The organism is Sporosarcina sp. FA9 (assembly GCF_051550205.1).
Lineage (GTDB): Bacteria > Bacillota > Bacilli > Bacillales_A > Planococcaceae > Sporosarcina.
Genome location: NZ_CP188819.1, coordinates 609,644 through 625,625, shown reverse-complemented (window position 1 = coordinate 625,625; position 15,982 = coordinate 609,644). Strand labels below are relative to the sequence as shown.

15 protein-coding genes are annotated in these 15,982 nt (G+C 37.1%); 6 read left to right on the top strand and 9 right to left on the bottom strand.

All coding sequences use genetic code 11. The features are described from left to right. Positions 1-37: 37 nt before the first annotated feature. Positions 38-1,522, bottom strand: a complete 1,485-nt coding sequence (locus ACP8HH_RS03010; protein WP_438315674.1) for an ABC transporter permease — start codon at positions 1,520-1,522, stop codon at positions 38-40. A 31-nt stretch (positions 1,523-1,553) separates the two neighbouring features. Continuing rightward, positions 1,554-3,008, bottom strand: a complete 1,455-nt coding sequence (locus ACP8HH_RS03005) for an ABC transporter permease (protein ID WP_438315671.1) — start codon at positions 3,006-3,008, stop codon at positions 1,554-1,556. Between the two features lie 139 nt (positions 3,009-3,147). Between ACP8HH_RS03005 and ACP8HH_RS03000 the strand changes: the two genes are divergently transcribed. After that, positions 3,148-4,887, top strand: a complete 1,740-nt coding sequence (locus tag ACP8HH_RS03000) for an ABC transporter ATP-binding protein (RefSeq protein ID WP_438315668.1) — start codon at positions 3,148-3,150, stop codon at positions 4,885-4,887. A gap of 172 nt (positions 4,888-5,059) precedes the next feature. Here the strand turns inward: ACP8HH_RS03000 and ACP8HH_RS02995 are convergent, their stop codons facing one another. Continuing rightward, positions 5,060-6,925 carry an SEC-C metal-binding domain-containing protein gene (locus ACP8HH_RS02995; RefSeq protein WP_438315666.1) on the bottom strand — a complete coding sequence of 622 codons (1,866 nt, stop codon included), beginning with the start codon at positions 6,923-6,925 and terminating at the stop codon, positions 5,060-5,062. A gap of 258 nt (positions 6,926-7,183) precedes the next feature. Here ACP8HH_RS02995 and ACP8HH_RS02990 point away from each other — a divergent pair, with 258 nt between their 5' ends. Next, positions 7,184-8,257 carry an acyltransferase family protein gene (locus tag ACP8HH_RS02990; protein ID WP_438315663.1) on the top strand — a complete coding sequence of 358 codons (1,074 nt, stop codon included), beginning with the start codon at positions 7,184-7,186 and terminating at the stop codon, positions 8,255-8,257. Positions 8,258-8,333: 76 nt separating this feature from the next. On the opposite strand, the gene ACP8HH_RS02985 is transcribed toward ACP8HH_RS02990, so the two are convergent. The 3 genes from ACP8HH_RS02985 to ACP8HH_RS02975 form a co-directional block, all read right to left on the bottom strand. Further along, the gene (locus ACP8HH_RS02985) at positions 8,334-8,858 is read right to left on the bottom strand and encodes a DNA topology modulation protein FlaR (RefSeq protein ID WP_438315660.1); all 525 of its coding nucleotides are present in this window, start codon (positions 8,856-8,858) and stop codon (positions 8,334-8,336) included. Between the two features lie 72 nt (positions 8,859-8,930). Further along, positions 8,931-9,374: a GNAT family N-acetyltransferase gene (locus ACP8HH_RS02980; RefSeq protein WP_438315657.1), complete on the bottom strand. Its 444-nt coding sequence runs from the start codon at positions 9,372-9,374 to the stop codon at positions 8,931-8,933. Between the two features lie 258 nt (positions 9,375-9,632). Then, positions 9,633-9,812, bottom strand: coding sequence for a hypothetical protein (locus tag ACP8HH_RS02975; RefSeq protein WP_438315655.1), 180 nt, complete (start codon positions 9,810-9,812; stop codon positions 9,633-9,635). Between the two features lie 240 nt (positions 9,813-10,052). Between ACP8HH_RS02975 and ACP8HH_RS02970 the strand changes: the two genes are divergently transcribed. The 4 genes from ACP8HH_RS02970 to ACP8HH_RS02955 all read left to right on the top strand — a co-directional run bounded on the left by ACP8HH_RS02970 (position 10,053) and on the right by ACP8HH_RS02955 (position 11,346). After that, complete coding sequence (locus ACP8HH_RS02970; protein ID WP_438315652.1) at positions 10,053-10,274, top strand: DUF1659 domain-containing protein; 222 nt, start codon at positions 10,053-10,055, stop codon at positions 10,272-10,274. A 33-nt stretch (positions 10,275-10,307) separates the two neighbouring features. Then, the gene (locus ACP8HH_RS02965; protein WP_438315649.1) at positions 10,308-10,526 is read left to right on the top strand and encodes a DUF2922 domain-containing protein; all 219 of its coding nucleotides are present in this window, start codon (positions 10,308-10,310) and stop codon (positions 10,524-10,526) included. A 74-nt stretch (positions 10,527-10,600) separates the two neighbouring features. Next, positions 10,601-10,729 carry a YvrJ family protein gene (locus ACP8HH_RS02960; protein WP_438315646.1) on the top strand — a complete coding sequence of 43 codons (129 nt, stop codon included), beginning with the start codon at positions 10,601-10,603 and terminating at the stop codon, positions 10,727-10,729. A gap of 23 nt (positions 10,730-10,752) precedes the next feature. Continuing rightward, entirely contained in the window at positions 10,753-11,346 is a 594-nt protein-coding gene (locus tag ACP8HH_RS02955) for a peptidoglycan DD-metalloendopeptidase family protein (protein ID WP_438315644.1), read from the top strand. A gap of 361 nt (positions 11,347-11,707) precedes the next feature. On the opposite strand, the gene ACP8HH_RS02950 is transcribed toward ACP8HH_RS02955, so the two are convergent. From ACP8HH_RS02950 to ACP8HH_RS02940, 3 genes are all read right to left on the bottom strand, one after another. Then, positions 11,708-13,666: a TRAP transporter permease gene (locus ACP8HH_RS02950; RefSeq protein WP_438315641.1), complete on the bottom strand. Its 1,959-nt coding sequence runs from the start codon at positions 13,664-13,666 to the stop codon at positions 11,708-11,710. Positions 13,667-13,753: 87 nt separating this feature from the next. Next, a complete protein-coding gene (locus tag ACP8HH_RS02945) occupies positions 13,754-14,758 on the bottom strand; it encodes a TAXI family TRAP transporter solute-binding subunit (RefSeq protein ID WP_438315638.1) in 1,005 nt (334 codons plus the stop codon). Between the two features lie 34 nt (positions 14,759-14,792). Further along, positions 14,793-15,977 carry a CaiB/BaiF CoA transferase family protein gene (locus tag ACP8HH_RS02940; protein ID WP_438315635.1) on the bottom strand — a complete coding sequence of 395 codons (1,185 nt, stop codon included), beginning with the start codon at positions 15,975-15,977 and terminating at the stop codon, positions 14,793-14,795. Positions 15,978-15,982 lie beyond the last annotated feature (5 nt).

Here is a 15,982-nt window from a genome sequence, read left to right as displayed (position 1 = left end):
TCCTGATAATCAACTTTGTTAATAGTGTACTAATAAATTAATCTAATTTCGGATCGAGCGCATCGCGTAATCCATCCCCAAGAAAGTTGAAAGATAGAACGAGTAAGATGATTGCAAGTCCAGGATAAATGGCTAGATATGAATGGGTCTCAAGATAAGTACTGCCCAATTTTAAAATATTTCCCCATTCCGGAATATGCGGCTCTACACCAAGTCCAAGATAACTTAAACTACTTGTTGCGATAACGGCTCCACCAATTGTCAGTGTAGACTTAACAATCATCGGTGCTAGTGAATTGGGTACGACATGCTTGAATATTATCAAAAAATCTCTTTCTCCTAGTGCACGTGCAGCATCTACGTATTCCAAATTGGATACCATTAAGACGTTCGCACGCATTGTCCTCGCATATGTAGGTATGGAGCCCACGCTAAGCGCAATAATTAAGTTTGTTGTATTCGCTCCGAACGCTGCAATAATTGCAATCGCAAGCAAAATACCAGGAACTGCGTATAGAACGTCTAATATTCTCATGATCACATTATCCGTATGACGACCATAATATCCTGCAAAAGCGCCGAGCATCCCCCCTATAACAGCTGGAATCATCGTGGAAAGAAATCCTACGATAAGTGATATTCGAGCACCAAAAATAATTCTTGAAAACAAATCTCTACCAAAGTTATCCGTGCCCAGCGGATATTCAAGATTTGGACTTTGTAAAATAGCTGCATAACTATTTTCAACAGCAATCGTGTAATCAAATGTAAAGTTGCTACACACCGAAATCGATAACATTAAAACAATGAAAAACAAACCTAATATTGCTGTCGTGTTACGGGTAATCTTTCCCCAAATGGTGTCCCATTTTACGATTGTTGATACATCAAAGTTTCTTGATTTCATCAGGAGATTTAAGCCCAGAAACAACGCAAATAGATTGCCTGTTACAGCCGTTAACAACAAAGGGATGGCTATAAAAATCATCCATGGTTTTGTAGTTTCCGTTTCAACGTATTTAGCCACTAAAAATAACGTTGCTACATAGAAAACTGTAATAACTAATAGTATACCCATTGCCAGCAAAAACGTATCCGATACATAGGGCTTAAAAAGATTAAGTGCTGAAATGCCTATAATAAAAACTTGAGTTAGGAGTGCATATACTGCAAGGGTATACTCTGTCGTTTTTTTCTTCTTAATTAAATTGAAAGCAAAAGCCGCAGTAATTACGTTCCCTGTGAATAGACTCACTAACTGCAAATAACCCAATTTTCGTGTCGAGTTTTTAATTTCACCTACATTTAGAAGATCTTTTTTAATTTTCACAGTTAGTAGGATTTGAATTAAAGTAAATACCCCATATGCCGCAAATACACTGAACACAAAAGGTTTAATTACTTTAGTAGTGAAGTCAAAACTATTTAAAGCTAAAATCATTGTTAGAACTAAAGAAGTAACCAGAGTGAAGGTTGCTTGTGTATACTCTGGTGAAGTCTTCAACACTTTCTTATTTTCCATCTTTACCATTGCATCCATCACTACACCTACTTTAACTTTGTTTCATCTTCGAACGAATTCGCGGATCAAAAAATGCGTACAGTATATCGATAACAATATTTACCAATGAAATGGTAATCGCAATGTATACTACCCCACCCAAAATCGCAGGGATATCTGGGATGAATTGTTTATCTACAATATAACTACCAATACCACTAATATTAAATACTTTCTCCGTGACTGCCGCCCCACCTAACATGCCACCAAAGAGAAGGCCAATCACTGTAATAATCGGAATCATAGCATTTCCTATTGCATGCTTCCATAATACTTGGCTCTGATTCAGCCCCTTCGCTTTTGCTGTAATAATATAATCCTCATTAATAATTTCAAGCATGGATGAGCGGGTCATCCGAGCAACAGAGGCGGTTAGTGCAGTCCCTAGAACCACAACAGGCATAATCATCGATAAGCCATTTTGCGGACTAAAGGTCGCTGGTAACCACTGTAATTTAATAGAGAAGTTTAAAATGAAAATGAGTCCTTGCCAAAAGTTTGGAATGGATAATCCAAGAAGTGCAATGAACATAAATGTATAGTCAAAGAAAGAATTGGATTTTGTTGCAGAAATAATACCAATTGGAATCGCAACAACTACCGCCATTATCAGTGCATAAAGAGTAAGCTTTAAAGTGACTGGAAACTTATTCGCTATACTTGTCGCAACGTCCTCATTACCTGCAAAAGAATTCCCAAGGTCAAACGTAAAGATTCCCTTTACGGCGTTCCACAATTGGGTGAAATACGGTAAATCTAATCCATATATCTGATTAAACTGTGCAATTTGTTCTTTTGTTCCGGTGACCCCTATAATATTTGCAGCAGGATCGAATGGGGAAATATAAAGAATTGTAAACACAAGTACTACAACACCTAGCACAACGAATACACCCATAATAAGTCTTTCGAAAATGAATTTGATATATGAATTGTTTAACAACAGCAACAATACATACATCAATGCACCCGGGATAAAACTAACTCTTAAAAAGAGAGGATTTGCAAGTAAACGTTCAAAGAAACTGGAATACGTTTGCTTTGTCAGGCCCTGTTTTTCAAGAGCAAGCATCGTCCTTTGCTGAATCTCTTTTTCAAATCGTACCTCGGCTAATTTTTCAGCTTGTTTTTCAGTCTCTTCCATATTAACCTTTTGATCGAAAAAGGCTTGTTTTTGAATGAACTGGTTGCGATAATCAAGAATAAGTTTTTCTTTGAAATTCTCGGATATCAACGTGTTTTTAATTTCAGAATATAGTATTGAATATATAGTATCTTTTTTCTTAAACAGATAATAAAGAGCCACAAAAATATGTAAAGGCATACCTAAAAACCAAATCAAGTATTTATAAAAGGGATGGATATGTAGCTTTGTGTATGCATGTTGAAGACGTAGTGCTGGCTTTACATTGGCCGTGTTTTGTTTGCTGATTCCCACTGACTTCAAACTCTCCTCCCTTTTATTGCTTAATAATTAGTGTTATAGTAAAGTATATTTAAACTGGCTATATAAGTCAACGTACTGACTGTATAAGTCAACGTCGGAATACTCTAACTACAATTCTAGCTATCGGTAGGTGCATCTCTTGGAAACTATTTTACAGGTTACGGATTTACGTGTTTCTTTTGAATCCAAAGATACTATTTTTGAAGCGGTTCGAGGTATAAGCTTCGAAGTGAAAAAAGGCGAAACTTTGGGTATTGTTGGAGAATCAGGTAGTGGAAAAAGCGTCACGGCAAGGTCTATCATGCGTCTTCTCCCTTCTCCCCCTGCAAACGTGAAGGATGGAAAAATCACTTTTCTAGGTGAAGATCTTGCGCGTAAAACAGAAAAAGAAATGGAAAGTATTCGTGGCCGTGACATCAGCATGATTTTCCAAGACCCAATGACTTCCCTTAATCCGACCATTCGAATCGGTAAACAAATAGCTGAAAGTTTAATTAAGCATCAGCATTTATCCAAGAATGATGCAAAAAAGAGATCCATTGAAATATTAAAATTGGTTGGCATTAAAGACAGCGAAACACGTTACAACCAATTCCCCCATGAATTTTCCGGAGGAATGCGTCAACGAGTTATGATTGCCATCGCTCTTTCTTGCCAACCTACACTTCTTATTGCGGACGAACCTACAACGGCTTTGGATGTAACCATTCAAGCTCAAATTTTAAATATAATGAAGGATATGCAAAGTAACTTTGGTACTTCCATTATTTTAATCACACATGACCTTGGTGTTGTTGCGGGAATGTGCGATCGCGTAGTTGTCATGAAAGAGGGCGAAATTGTCGAAACGGGAACTACAGAAGAAATTTTTGCGAATCCTAAGCACCCTTATACAAGGAAACTATTGAATGCATTACCCCGATTAGATGAAAAGAAGAAGCCCAAACGCACACCACTTATTATTACAAATACAGATATTCAAACCCCCTTACTCGATGTACGATCATTGAAATTACATTTTGATATGGGAAAAGGCAATTATTTGAAAGCTGTAGACGATATTAGCTTTACCATCAAACCTGGTGAAACGTTAGGACTTGTTGGTGAATCTGGTTCAGGAAAATCAACAACTGGCCGAGCCATTTTGCGATTACATGAACCTACAGATGGGGACGTTTTGTACCAAGGAATGGCCGTCAATAGACTTTCTAAAAGTGAAATGAAAACAATGCGTCGACATATGCAAATGATTTTCCAAGATCCTTATTCATCCCTTAATCCTCGCCTAAAAGTCCTTGATTTAATCGGTCAAGCCTTAGATATCCATGGATTAGCTAGTAGCAAATCGGACCGAAAACGTAGGGTTGAAGAATTATTAGACATGGTTGAACTGGAGCCGGCGCATGCGATGCGTTATCCCCATGAGTTTTCAGGCGGACAAAGACAGCGAATCGGAATCGCCCGTGCTTTAGCTGTTGAACCAAAGTTTATCGTATGTGATGAACCTTTGTCTGCACTTGATGTTTCCATTCAATCTCAAGTTGTAACACTACTTGAAGACCTCCAGCACAGACTTGGTCTTACCTACTTATTCATTGCCCATGATTTGTCGATGGTAAAACACATTAGTGATCGAGTGGCTGTAATGAATGCAGGTAAAATTGTCGAATTAGCTGAAAGTGAAGAACTTTACACCAATCCACAGCATGCATACACAAAATCATTACTCGCTGCAATTCCAATTCCAGATCCAATAGTTGAAGCAAATAAACAACGTATTCTTATGGAAGAAGATACAGGCGAAGATAAATACAACCTGCTCAACTCTGAACTCGTCGAAGTTTCAGAAGGACATTGGGTAGCACTTCCTAAAAAATAGGCATATCAAATGAATCTCTATTTAACGCAAATTTCCTGGGAAATACCTTATCGTTTTACATGATTCGGGCCGATAACGTAAAAAACTACCTACCCCTTGATTTTTATTGGGTAGGTAGTTTTTCGTATTGGAATTGTGTCTGAATTGCTTGGGTGACTGTCACCTGCGCAATTCAATGCAGCAAACTTAAGATATACGTCGCTTCTGAAACACTTCCTGAATCACAATCCAAATGTTTTGGGTACAGTGGTCTAGAATCATCGGTCCCCAGCATTTCTGCTACAAACGGATTTTCTTCCATAGCTTCTTCAAACATCCAATCCAGGTTCTCAGACTCACCTTCAGACATAGAAGCCTCCAAATACCATCTTAAATATAAGAAAGCGGCATCCGTTTCAGAATCCTCTTCGTAATCCCCAAGTAAACTTTCCGCGCCTTCGTAATCTTCCGTTGCAATAAATGAAGAAATCGCTAAATACCGTGTACCTTGATTGTCATTGGGATTCATATCAAGAAGATCATCGAAAATACGTCCTGCTTCGTCGTATCTTTTTTTGTTAAAAAGCCAAACACCATATGCGAATAATGCGCGCATGTATGGTCGATTCGTTACAAGCCCCCAAGGGTTTTCTTCGAGTACCTCGTATCGACTGTTTGCATACTCAATCGCAGTCTTGTACAATTGTTCAGCCTCACGATCTACTTCAGTTTGTTCAGCTTGAATGAGGTATACATCTGGATTTTTAGAGTCTAATAGCAATGCTTTTTCAGCGAGCTCATACCGAACTTGGTCATTATCCGCTTCGTATGCATCATAAATCAACATTTGTGCTTGTTCTTTTTTTCCTTTAGGTTGAAAGGGTTCATTCATCGTAAGAGTCATGTAGGTTTGCATTTCTTCTAACGTATCCAAATCTTGGCGCGAAAGTTTTACACTCATTTCCCAATTCACACGTTCCGTCATTAACGGATCTGTGCCTACACTTCTTGCTATTTGAGGTCCCATAGAAACCCCATTATGTTTTTTTAAACTTTCAATGGCAAATCCCGCAATTGTATCCGCATGTTTTGCCATTGCACCAACAGATACGTCAAAAAGCTGTGCAGTATCAACCTGTGTCATACTTAACCTGACGATTCCCAAATCAATTCCCGCCTGAAACATTCCAGCTGAAATAACATTTGGTTTACGAAACTTAGGTTGTTCTTCTAGTAAATACATAACCCCGATGCTTTTTAAAAGTTGCTGTGCTTCCAAATCTACTTCTGCCGTCTCAAAACCACTGACCAATGCATCCATCACGGATCGATGAGCATTACTTAACTCATTGTCAATAATTTCATCAAGGGGGCTGTCCACAACATCCACTATTATTTTATAGATATCCAACATATGCTTTTTAAAGAAATCCCCACTTTGTTTAATCCCACTACTTTCCGCAAGTGCGATAACATTGTTTTTAATCGTTTCACTCCCCTGAAGAACAAACAGAAGAGATGTTACAGTTTTCAATCCGTTCGGATGATTCCGGTCATCCGGTAATACAACACCGAAGACATTAGAGCCTATGTCAAAGCGCATTTCATCTTCAATCTCTAGATAATATGTGTTCTCACCAAGAATTTCTTCAACCTCTACAAAACCATTCCAATCGTCTTTAACCGTACCGAATAAAACAATAGGTGTTTGCCAGGATTCAACAACAGACCGGGTCGCGCTTCGAATTCTTGAATTAAGTACCTTAAGCAAATAGCGTTTCCATAAATCATCTCTTGCTACGAAAAGGAAATATTCACTTACGGAAATCTCAATCGTTTCTTCATCAAAAAAACCAATGAGCCTACTTTTCCAAGTATTAACATAACTTTCAAATTCAGCTGCACTCTTCGGATCCGATTCGAGATCATACACACCTGTTAAGATTCGTTCCAATTCCTCATCCACAAGCTGTGCAACCGGAATATCGCTCTTGCCCGCACAACATTTCTTATACTTTTGGCCACTCCCACACGAACATGGGTCATTTCGTCCTATCATAGGTTTTCCACCTTCCCAACATGAACTATTCCATTAAATATAACATTAAATAAAAAACTTCACATCCGTTTAGTTTCATCGAAGTGAAGTTTTCAGTCCAAAAATGCGCTTGATACTCACTGTATTCTGAATAGTGTCCAAATTGTATTGGGGACTGTCACCACCCTAACCCCACCTCTTGCTCTTCCTAGAACATATAATGCATTATGTACTTTAGAATGGAGATTCTGTATCGAAAAATGAACGGATGTGACTAAAATGCGAAGAAGATTAATACTTATTCAATTCTCTCGAGCACTCGTCCCACTTTTAGTAATGCTTTTTCATGTATCTGAATTTATGAATGATTATTGGAATTATAGCTTATTAGGTATCAATCAACTTCCTTTATCAGGTGGTGTAAATTACTTTTTTGCACTATCAGGTTTTATGCTTTATTATATCTACCACGAAAAATTCTTTAAGCCCAATGAACTAAAAGGTTATTTACTTAACCGCTTTATAAGGATTTATCCGCTATACTGGGTCCTTACTTTAGTAGCTATACTGCTTTTTCTACTATTTCCGCATCTAGAAGAAGTTACTTACCACTCAATCTTTGCATCCATTCCACTTATACCCAACCCTAGTGACAAGGTGCCAATACTTAGTGTAGCCTGGTCACTCGTTCATACAATCTATTTTTACCTACTATTTTCAGTGTTTTTTTTATCCAAGAGACCTATTTCAAAGATATTCTTATTTATCTTTGCTTTAATTTCTTTAGCTTTTGTATCAGGAATAATAGGCTCTGAAAACGATTTAACCAATTTCTTCTTTAACGAATATAACCTTATCTTTTTAGCTGGTTTATGGTCCGCGTATTTTATTTTAAAATCCCCATTTAATACGAACTTGTCCGTCTTCATTGCTGTAATTGGCTTAATCGGGTTTCCATTAACTTGGTTAAATTACATCTATAATGTCATTGACATAAACTTTGATATTGCCACAGGTGTATCTTCAATTCTAATCATTTTGGGATTGGGATCTATCGATATGCAAAAGAGTATCAAAATTCCAAAGTTTTTAAACTATATAGGAAATGCCTCTTTCGCTATCTACTTATCTCACAACTTAATTCTATATATTTTTGCTGATTTATTCAGTGTAATGAATGTCTTTGAAAGTTTAGGTGGACCACTGACGTGTATTATCTTAATGACCATAGCAACAAGTGTAGGTTGTTTGACGTACACATTCATTGAACAACCCCTAATTAAGGTATTAAAAAGAATGCCCGTGATGAATAAAAATGTAGTTGAAAAAGTTCCTGGAAAAGGAATCATTTAAGAGGTGCCTGCGCGGACACCTCTTAATAATTTTCTGAATAGTGTCGAAGTTGTAAAGGGGACTGTCACCACAACAATCACCTCATCCTTTCAGTAGCAGATACAAAAATCTTCTGTACATCCCCTACTTGTTTATTACTTTTTAATATTTCCAACTTTTCCTTATATGGTCGCAATGTTTGAAGCAGTTTCGGTTTCATTTCATACTCAAAATGATTATTCCAAGCGTACATATTCCGTAAAATAGTGAAGGTTGGCTTATAATTTGAATGTTCTTGACCTAATACTTGCTTAAGGAAGCGCTTTAGTATTTGAACTTTTCGGGTACTTATCCGTGTGTCTATAAAGATAATATGTTCAGCTTCTTGAAATCCCTCTTGCGTCCATTCCGTATGAACACCTTCTATGATCCACGTCGATTGTTTAATAGCCTTGTGGAAAAGTGCATTACGAATTTCGATAGAGTTCCGGACATCTCCATCCGGGTGACGATTCCAAACGAAATTATCCGTTTCATAATGTGGGAGCGAAAGCCTTGAAGCCAGTTTTTGGGCGAGAGTTGTTTTGCCACTACCAACTGATCCGATTATGTATATTTTCATAAATGGCCCCCTTTGATGGACTGTTTGTTTTTCAATAAACCTAAACAACTTTCTCTTAATTTCGTTGAAGCATTAAAATTCCAACTTTTTCTCCAGTACAATTCTATGAATATCATCCTCATCCGTAAAAGTTTCAATAACGTCAAATCCGTTCTTAATATTAAGGACCAGCATGCCCCTCCATTTATTTCTCGTTTTCGTCTGAACAACTTGGTAGCCCGCATTAGTTATATAACGATGCTGCTCTTCCATGAGCTTCAATGCAATTCCCCTACCCCTATAATCCACATGAACCCCACCGTACCAACTATAATATTTAGAATCGTTGAGTTCATAGCCTATTTTGTAACCGACAACTTCCGATTCATCCAACGCAACATTGATTAGGATTTTAGGTTTAGACTTCATTTTATCGATCAACGTATCAGAATCTCCGAATATATTTTCGTGTAATTTCAAGATTCCTTCTATGGTCTCATCGTCGGGAATCCCCGAAAATCGTTTATATATCAGCATAGCATCCCCCTCTTTTATCTTTATCATAAATAAATTATATCTACCTGACTTATTCTTTTATGCAATTAGAAAGTGAACACCTATAGTTTTTTCAGCAAACGCATCCTAATAATTCAAGCATGTCAGTAATATGACTTTCTAGCCAGTCAATTAAATCGTCAAAGATATCAATATCTTCCAAGTGTTTGTGGTATCTACGTAATTTGCTTCGTCAGCTGAAAATCACTGCTACACAGTTTCTTCCAACTGTAAACTAATTTAGCGTGTCGCGGCATAATAAATTACATACAGCCAACTGAATAATCCGTGTATACAAGCCCAGAAAATAGATTTGTGCAAACTCCAAGAAATTGCAATAGCTAAAGCTGAACCGAATGTAACGCCTGATGTAACCCTTGATTTAGTTTTGTCTTTCACTTCTACACGTCTCCAATGCATCGTATTTTATACCCTTTATCTTACCGTATCCGCCAACAAGGTAGTACTTTTCCAACCAAGTAAGCTTCCCCATTCAAGTGGATTCCGCTAAATGTATAGTTTTTTAAAAGTTTATTTGACTTGCAATTCGCTAGTTGTCCGAATAGTGTCCGAATTGCGCAGGGGACTGTCACCAGTATCCGTACCAGTATCCTTTTCTTCCCTAACTCTCTATATAGATAATGAAGGGAGGTGGGACATATGGCTGCAACAATTCAATTTCAACAGGCGGTTGGTCGTGTTTTATTCGATGGTGGTATGACAGAGGATGGCAAGATGATTCGTAAATCGAAGACGTATCGCAACGTCAAGGAGAATGCACCAGCTGAAAACTTGTATAATGCGCTGGAGCAACTTGCCGAGTTATCCGATATTCCGTTCATCGAAGTAGAAATCGTGGAAACATCGAGTTTAATCAACTGACGTACTTACCAATCAAAAAAGGAGGGATAATAAATGGCTAAAACACTACAATTGAATTTCAACACAGCAAGCGGTAAAAAAGTGACATTGACTGTGGATGAACCCCGTGCAGATTTAACATCGCAAAACGTCGTGGCGGCAATGCAGGAAATCATCACTTCGGACGTATTCGAAATAGACGGTGTTGCACTGACATCGGTAGCAGGCGCCCGAATTGTCGAACGCACAATCACTGAACTTGTAAACGCATAACAACAATCAACAACCGGTTCACCAGGTTTCAGACTGGGGACCGGTTTTTTATTAGAAGAAAAGGAGGAAACGAAATGGAACAATGGATGAGCCTCATACAGGAGATCGGTTTCCCGATATTCGTATCATTCTATCTTTTGCACCGGCTCGAATCAAAACTTGTTGCAATTCATGACGTGTTGGTTGAATTAAAAATACAGTGAATGATCAAAAGGGAGGGAATATCTTGTTTATAAAACCATGCGAGGGTCGTGTCACATCCCCTTTCGGTTACCGCATCCATCCGATTTCTCATAATCGATTGATGCACTGGGGAGTGGATTACGGAAATACTCCATCAAACAATGTGATAGTTGCGGCTGCTGCTGGAAAAGTTACTTTTTCTAAGTATACAAACGGTTATGGAAACACAGTTATGATTGTCCACACAATTGGTGGCATGACCTATGAAACCGTGTATGCACATCTGCAATCCATAAATGTAACAGTCGGACAAACAGTCAAACAAGGCGAACGCATCGGCGTCAAAGGGTCTACGGGAAACAGTACAGGAATCCATCTTCATTTCGAAATCCACACCGGTCGTTGGAATAATAATTTTACGAATGCAGTGGATCCCGAAGTGGTACAAATACAAAGTTTACTTGTTCAAGTAGGTTATAGGATGGCTGTGGATGGAATATACGGCCTCGCTACAAAATCTGCAGTAAAGTCGTTTCAAAAGGCTTCGTGTCTTGTTGTAGATGGGATTGCGGGGAGGTTGACGAGAGCTGCACTTGATAAAGTAGTGAAAGATGTCAGACAAGTATCGACTCCATAGTCAATAACGTTTAGGTAAAGTAAACGTTAAAGCCCAATTTCTCGTTTTTATGAGAGATCGGGCTTTAACTAGTGAATTAAGCGTTCACATACGCAGATCCTTGAAGTTATACAATCTTGCTGAAAATGATTATTTCCCGTGTACAAGCCTGTAGTCCAAATACTGTAATCTTTTTCTTCTTATATTTAATTCCTTTTTACAAGTGCTTTCAACGATAGATGTGATTCTTAATTTTAGAAACAATGTTTCTTTTTAAAAACACCATTCCGTCCAGGGGTCAATTCGAAAAGTGATTGGCGTACTTTCAATGAAAATTACCCGAAGTTTCAGTCAGAAAAGCTAATATATGTAATTATATTTATTAGTTTTCATTACTTGTCGACTTGATTAATTTTGTTCTTTTCAAGTTCATATTTTTAATTATAAACTTTTTTGACATTAAAAAGACAATAGCAAGAACTGCACCAAAATAATTCGTCATTGTTCCAGGTAAAAGTAACAGCATACCACTAACCATTAAAACAATTCTAGAAATAAAGTTCAGATTACCAAAGAAATTCCCCATCAAGCCCCCACTTATTAAGTATATACCAATACAAGCCGTTATTACGGTTACTACAATTGTGCTTACATCTCCTTGCATCAAAAAACTTTCCTGATGAATAAAGATAAAAGGAACTATAAATGCTGGGAAACCTATTAAACAGGATAAGCTAGCAGTTTTCAACCAATCTCCTTTGGATATTCCACAGGCTACAAAAACAGCAGCACACACTGGTGGTGTAATAGCTGAAACTACTGCAAAATAAAACACGAAGAGATGCGATGCTAAAGGTGCAAATCCTAACATAATTAAAGTAGGTGCTAAGGTTGAAGCAGCTAACAAATATGCAGCAGTAGTCGGCATTCCCATTCCCAAAATGATACAGACAACCATCGCCAGGAATAGAGTTAAAAGACTAAATCCTCCACTCATGCTAAGAATGAAATTCGATAATTTTATTCCCAGACCAGTAAGACTTATTAAACCAACAATAATTTGTGCTGTTCCAGCCAATACGGCAATAAGAATAAGACCCGTACCAGCTTCAATAAACATCTTGATAAGGTTGGAAAATCTATTTTTAAATCTTGAAACGTTTAGGTCCCTCAATAAAAACAATACTATACAGACAACAGTTGCAATAAAGCCTGATTTTGCAGCCGAAGTGCCACCGAACAAATTTATCAATAAAACTGTTACAGGTAGAATAGTTATAATCACATTAGATAATTTAAAAGTCTCTTTCAATGTCGGTATTTCAGACTTTTTAAGTGGCTTATATCCTAATGCAGCACTTTTCCAATGTACACTGAAAAAGACACTCACATAAAATAAAAATGCAGGTATTATAGCTGCAATAACAACTTCAGTGTATGGAATGCCTATCATTTCAGCCATTAGAAATGCTCCAGCTCCCATAATTGGAGGAGTCATTTGTCCACCTGTTGAGGCAGTTGCTTCTACAGCGCCAGCAAAATTTCGATCATACTTCAAATTAGTCATCATAGGTATAGTTATATTTCCTGTTACCGCTACATTTGCTGGAGCCGATCCGGAAAGCATTGAAAAAAAAGTACTTGCTAAAACAGCTACTTTAGCAGGACCTCCCGTTGTTCTTCCAGCTAAGATTAAAGAGAGTTTCATAAAGAAATCAGCGGCACCTGATTTCATCAATATAACTCCGAAGATAATAAAGATAGCTACTGTCGTGGCGGTTACAGAAGTAGTTATTCCCCATAACCCCTGAGTACCTAGATAAAGGTGTTCAATCATGAATTTATAGTCAATGCCATTATGCCTCCATATTCCAGGCATATAGGGTCCAAAAAATCCATATAAGATTGCTATTAGGGCCAGAATCGGGAAAATTATACCCATGACTCTTCTTGATGCTTCCAGTAATAGGATAATAGTAGTCCAACCAATTATTACCTGAACCATAGTGGAACTAGCTGACGAAGTCATAATAGAATTGTAATTCACAATCAAGTAGATACTACTAAAAACAAGAAAAGAAGCAAAGATTATATCATATATATTTATGCTCTGACTTTTACTTTTTAATGATGGTTTATAAAATATAAACACCATTACCATTGCGAATAATACATGGATACTTCTTTGTATGATATTCGAAAAAGGTCCAAATGCCGCAGTGTAAAAGTGAAATAGGGCATATAGAAAAGCAATTGATCCACCTACAATAAATGCGACTTTCTTTAAACTCCTTTGACGCGGATCTATTATTTCCTCATCGATATTATAGTCATTGCCCATCTCACTATTCTCCTTTCAAAATAAGTTGTTAGTATACTTAAAAATATAAATTGCCAAAGAAATCCTAACTACTTTGGCAATTTGTTATTAATCCTTAAACTCTGGCGGTATTAATTCTTTGGGTAAATCTACCCCTATTTCCTTCAAATACTTAACAGAACCTGCATGCAATGGAATAGGTGATTGAAGTGTTAATTCTGTAAAATCCATGTTTTTCAGCGATTGATACGCTTGCTCCTGAAAATCTTTTTCCTCAAATGCCGCTTTTGTTATCTTATAAGCAACATCAACATCAAGATTACTTGTAGTAATATTTCCTATCTGCATAGCAATTGTAGTAGTTGGTTCTGTTTGCCAATCATATAAACCAACAGGTATTTCTGTTGTACGTAACCATGGATATTCATTTTGAATTTTAGTCACTTGATCTTTCGAATAACCTAATAATCGGGTTTTTAATGATGTTTCCAAATCCATTATAGTAGCATCTGGACTGCTGCCTACCCCAACTTTAGTTAGACCAATTATATCACCATCTTTTACAGCATTAACCGCATCTGAAACATCTCCACTATGAACTTTAGGACTTATACCCAGTAAGTTCAGGATATTTGTTGTCTGTGACTCTGTTGTGCTACCTCGCAGTCCTACATTAAACTTCTTTCCATCTAGTCCATCCATGGATTCAATACCGCTATCAGCACTAACTACATAAAATAAAGCGTTCTCAGTATAGGTAAACAAGTTCCTCAACTCAGTTTGTGAATTTTCTTTCCATTCACCTAATCCGCTATAAGCTTCATATGCACCATCCATTACTGCAAGTCCAATATCTATCTGTTCATTTTCCAATCTAGTAATGTTATCGTTTGTGGCTCCAGTTTCCATAATAGTTAGTTCAATCTCCGGAGCTTGCTCACCTACGGACTTAGCAAGACCGGAATAATAGGCGTATAAACTTGAACTAGTATTTGTTGTTCCAATAGACAAATAGGATTTTTCATCACTTGATTTACCTGAAGTGGAACCTCCACAACCGCTTACTATTAGAGTGAAAGCCAAAACCAACAAAACTGATAATTTTCTTTTCAAAAAAAAACCTCCTTTTAATTTTAACCTCTAGTATTTATATAACTTTATTAGATGAAAGCTTTAAAATATCAGCAGAACCGAATCCCAACTCATTTAGGATTTCTTCATTGTGTTCTCCTTTTTCAGGTGGATGCTTATTAAACTCATATTCCAAACTCTCCATCGTAAATGGAACGTTCGCAGATTTATAAGCACCCACAACAGGATGATTTAGATTAACTATCATATTGTTACTATTAACTTGTTCATCCTCGACTACTTCTTGAATATTGTTAATCGGACTACATGGCACGTTATTTTTTTCTAAAATAGATGTTAAATTTTTCTTTGTCATCTCTTTGGTTATTTGTTCAATTTCGTTAGAAAGTGATGATAGATTTTCAACTCTTGATTCGTTATCTTTATATTCTTCTTTGCCCTGTAAACTTTCAAATATAGATATACTACAGAATTGGTTCCAAATCTTATTATTCGATATACCTATAATAATGTATCCATCTTTTACTTTGAAAGCCTCATAGGGTGCAAAGTTAGGGTGTTTCGAACCTATAGGACCAGGAATCACCTTAGTTGCATCATACATAGTAGCATAATAAGACATTAGACTAACTTGAGTTTGGAGAAGTGAAGTTTCTACTAAATCCCCTTTTCCTGTTTTTTCTCTATTAATCAATGCAGCCATTACAGCCATTGTGGCACTAAATCCAGTTGTCACATCAGATACAGAATACCCTGCACGGACGGGGGGATATTCTTCTCCCAGACCAGTAACACTCATTAAACCACCATAAGCTTGAGCTAATGCATCATATCCACCATGATTTGCTTTGGGACCTTTACGTCCATATCCCGAAATGGAACAATATATAATTCGAGGATTAATTTTTTCTAAGCTTTCATAATCTATTTTTAATCTCTGGGAAACTCCAGTTCGAAAGCTTTCAATTACGACATCTGCATCCTTAACCATCCTGTAAAAAATTTTTAATCCTTCTTCAGTTTTTAAATTTAAAGTCATGCCTCTCTTATTTCGATTTAAAGCCATGTAGAAAGCACTTATGTTATTTTGAAAAGGAGGGAAACCTCTTGCTTCATCACCTAGTCCAGGTTCTTCTATTTTTATAACATCGGCCCCTAAGTCACCTAATAACATTCCGGCAGTAGGTCCAGCAACTACCTTTGAGAGATCTAAAACCACAATTCCTTCTAATACACTCATTTTGT

What these genes read in the sequence shown, in the direction of transcription:
- ACP8HH_RS03010 (WP_438315674.1), bottom strand. Translation starts at nt 1,522, where the DNA reads ATGGAAAATAAGAAAGTGTTGAAGACTTCACCAGAGTATACACAAGCA.
- ACP8HH_RS02995 (WP_438315666.1), bottom strand. Translation starts at nt 6,925, where the DNA reads ATGATAGGACGAAATGACCCATGTTCGTGTGGGAGTGGCCAAAAGTAT.
- ACP8HH_RS02990 (WP_438315663.1), top strand. Translation starts at nt 7,184, where the DNA reads ATGCGAAGAAGATTAATACTTATTCAATTCTCTCGAGCACTCGTCCCA.
- ACP8HH_RS02985 (WP_438315660.1), bottom strand. Translation starts at nt 8,858, where the DNA reads ATGAAAATATACATAATCGGATCAGTTGGTAGTGGCAAAACAACTCTC.
- ACP8HH_RS02980 (WP_438315657.1), bottom strand. Translation starts at nt 9,374, where the DNA reads ATGCTGATATATAAACGATTTTCGGGGATTCCCGACGATGAGACCATA.
- ACP8HH_RS02975 (WP_438315655.1), bottom strand. Translation starts at nt 9,812, where the DNA reads ATGCATTGGAGACGTGTAGAAGTGAAAGACAAAACTAAATCAAGGGTT.
- ACP8HH_RS02970 (WP_438315652.1), top strand. Translation starts at nt 10,053, where the DNA reads ATGGCTGCAACAATTCAATTTCAACAGGCGGTTGGTCGTGTTTTATTC.
- ACP8HH_RS02965 (WP_438315649.1), top strand. Translation starts at nt 10,308, where the DNA reads ATGGCTAAAACACTACAATTGAATTTCAACACAGCAAGCGGTAAAAAA.
- ACP8HH_RS02960 (WP_438315646.1), top strand. Translation starts at nt 10,601, where the DNA reads ATGGAACAATGGATGAGCCTCATACAGGAGATCGGTTTCCCGATATTC.
- ACP8HH_RS02950 (WP_438315641.1), bottom strand. Translation starts at nt 13,666, where the DNA reads ATGGGCAATGACTATAATATCGATGAGGAAATAATAGATCCGCGTCAA.
- ACP8HH_RS02940 (WP_438315635.1), bottom strand. Translation starts at nt 15,977, where the DNA reads ATGAGTGTATTAGAAGGAATTGTGGTTTTAGATCTCTCAAAGGTAGTT.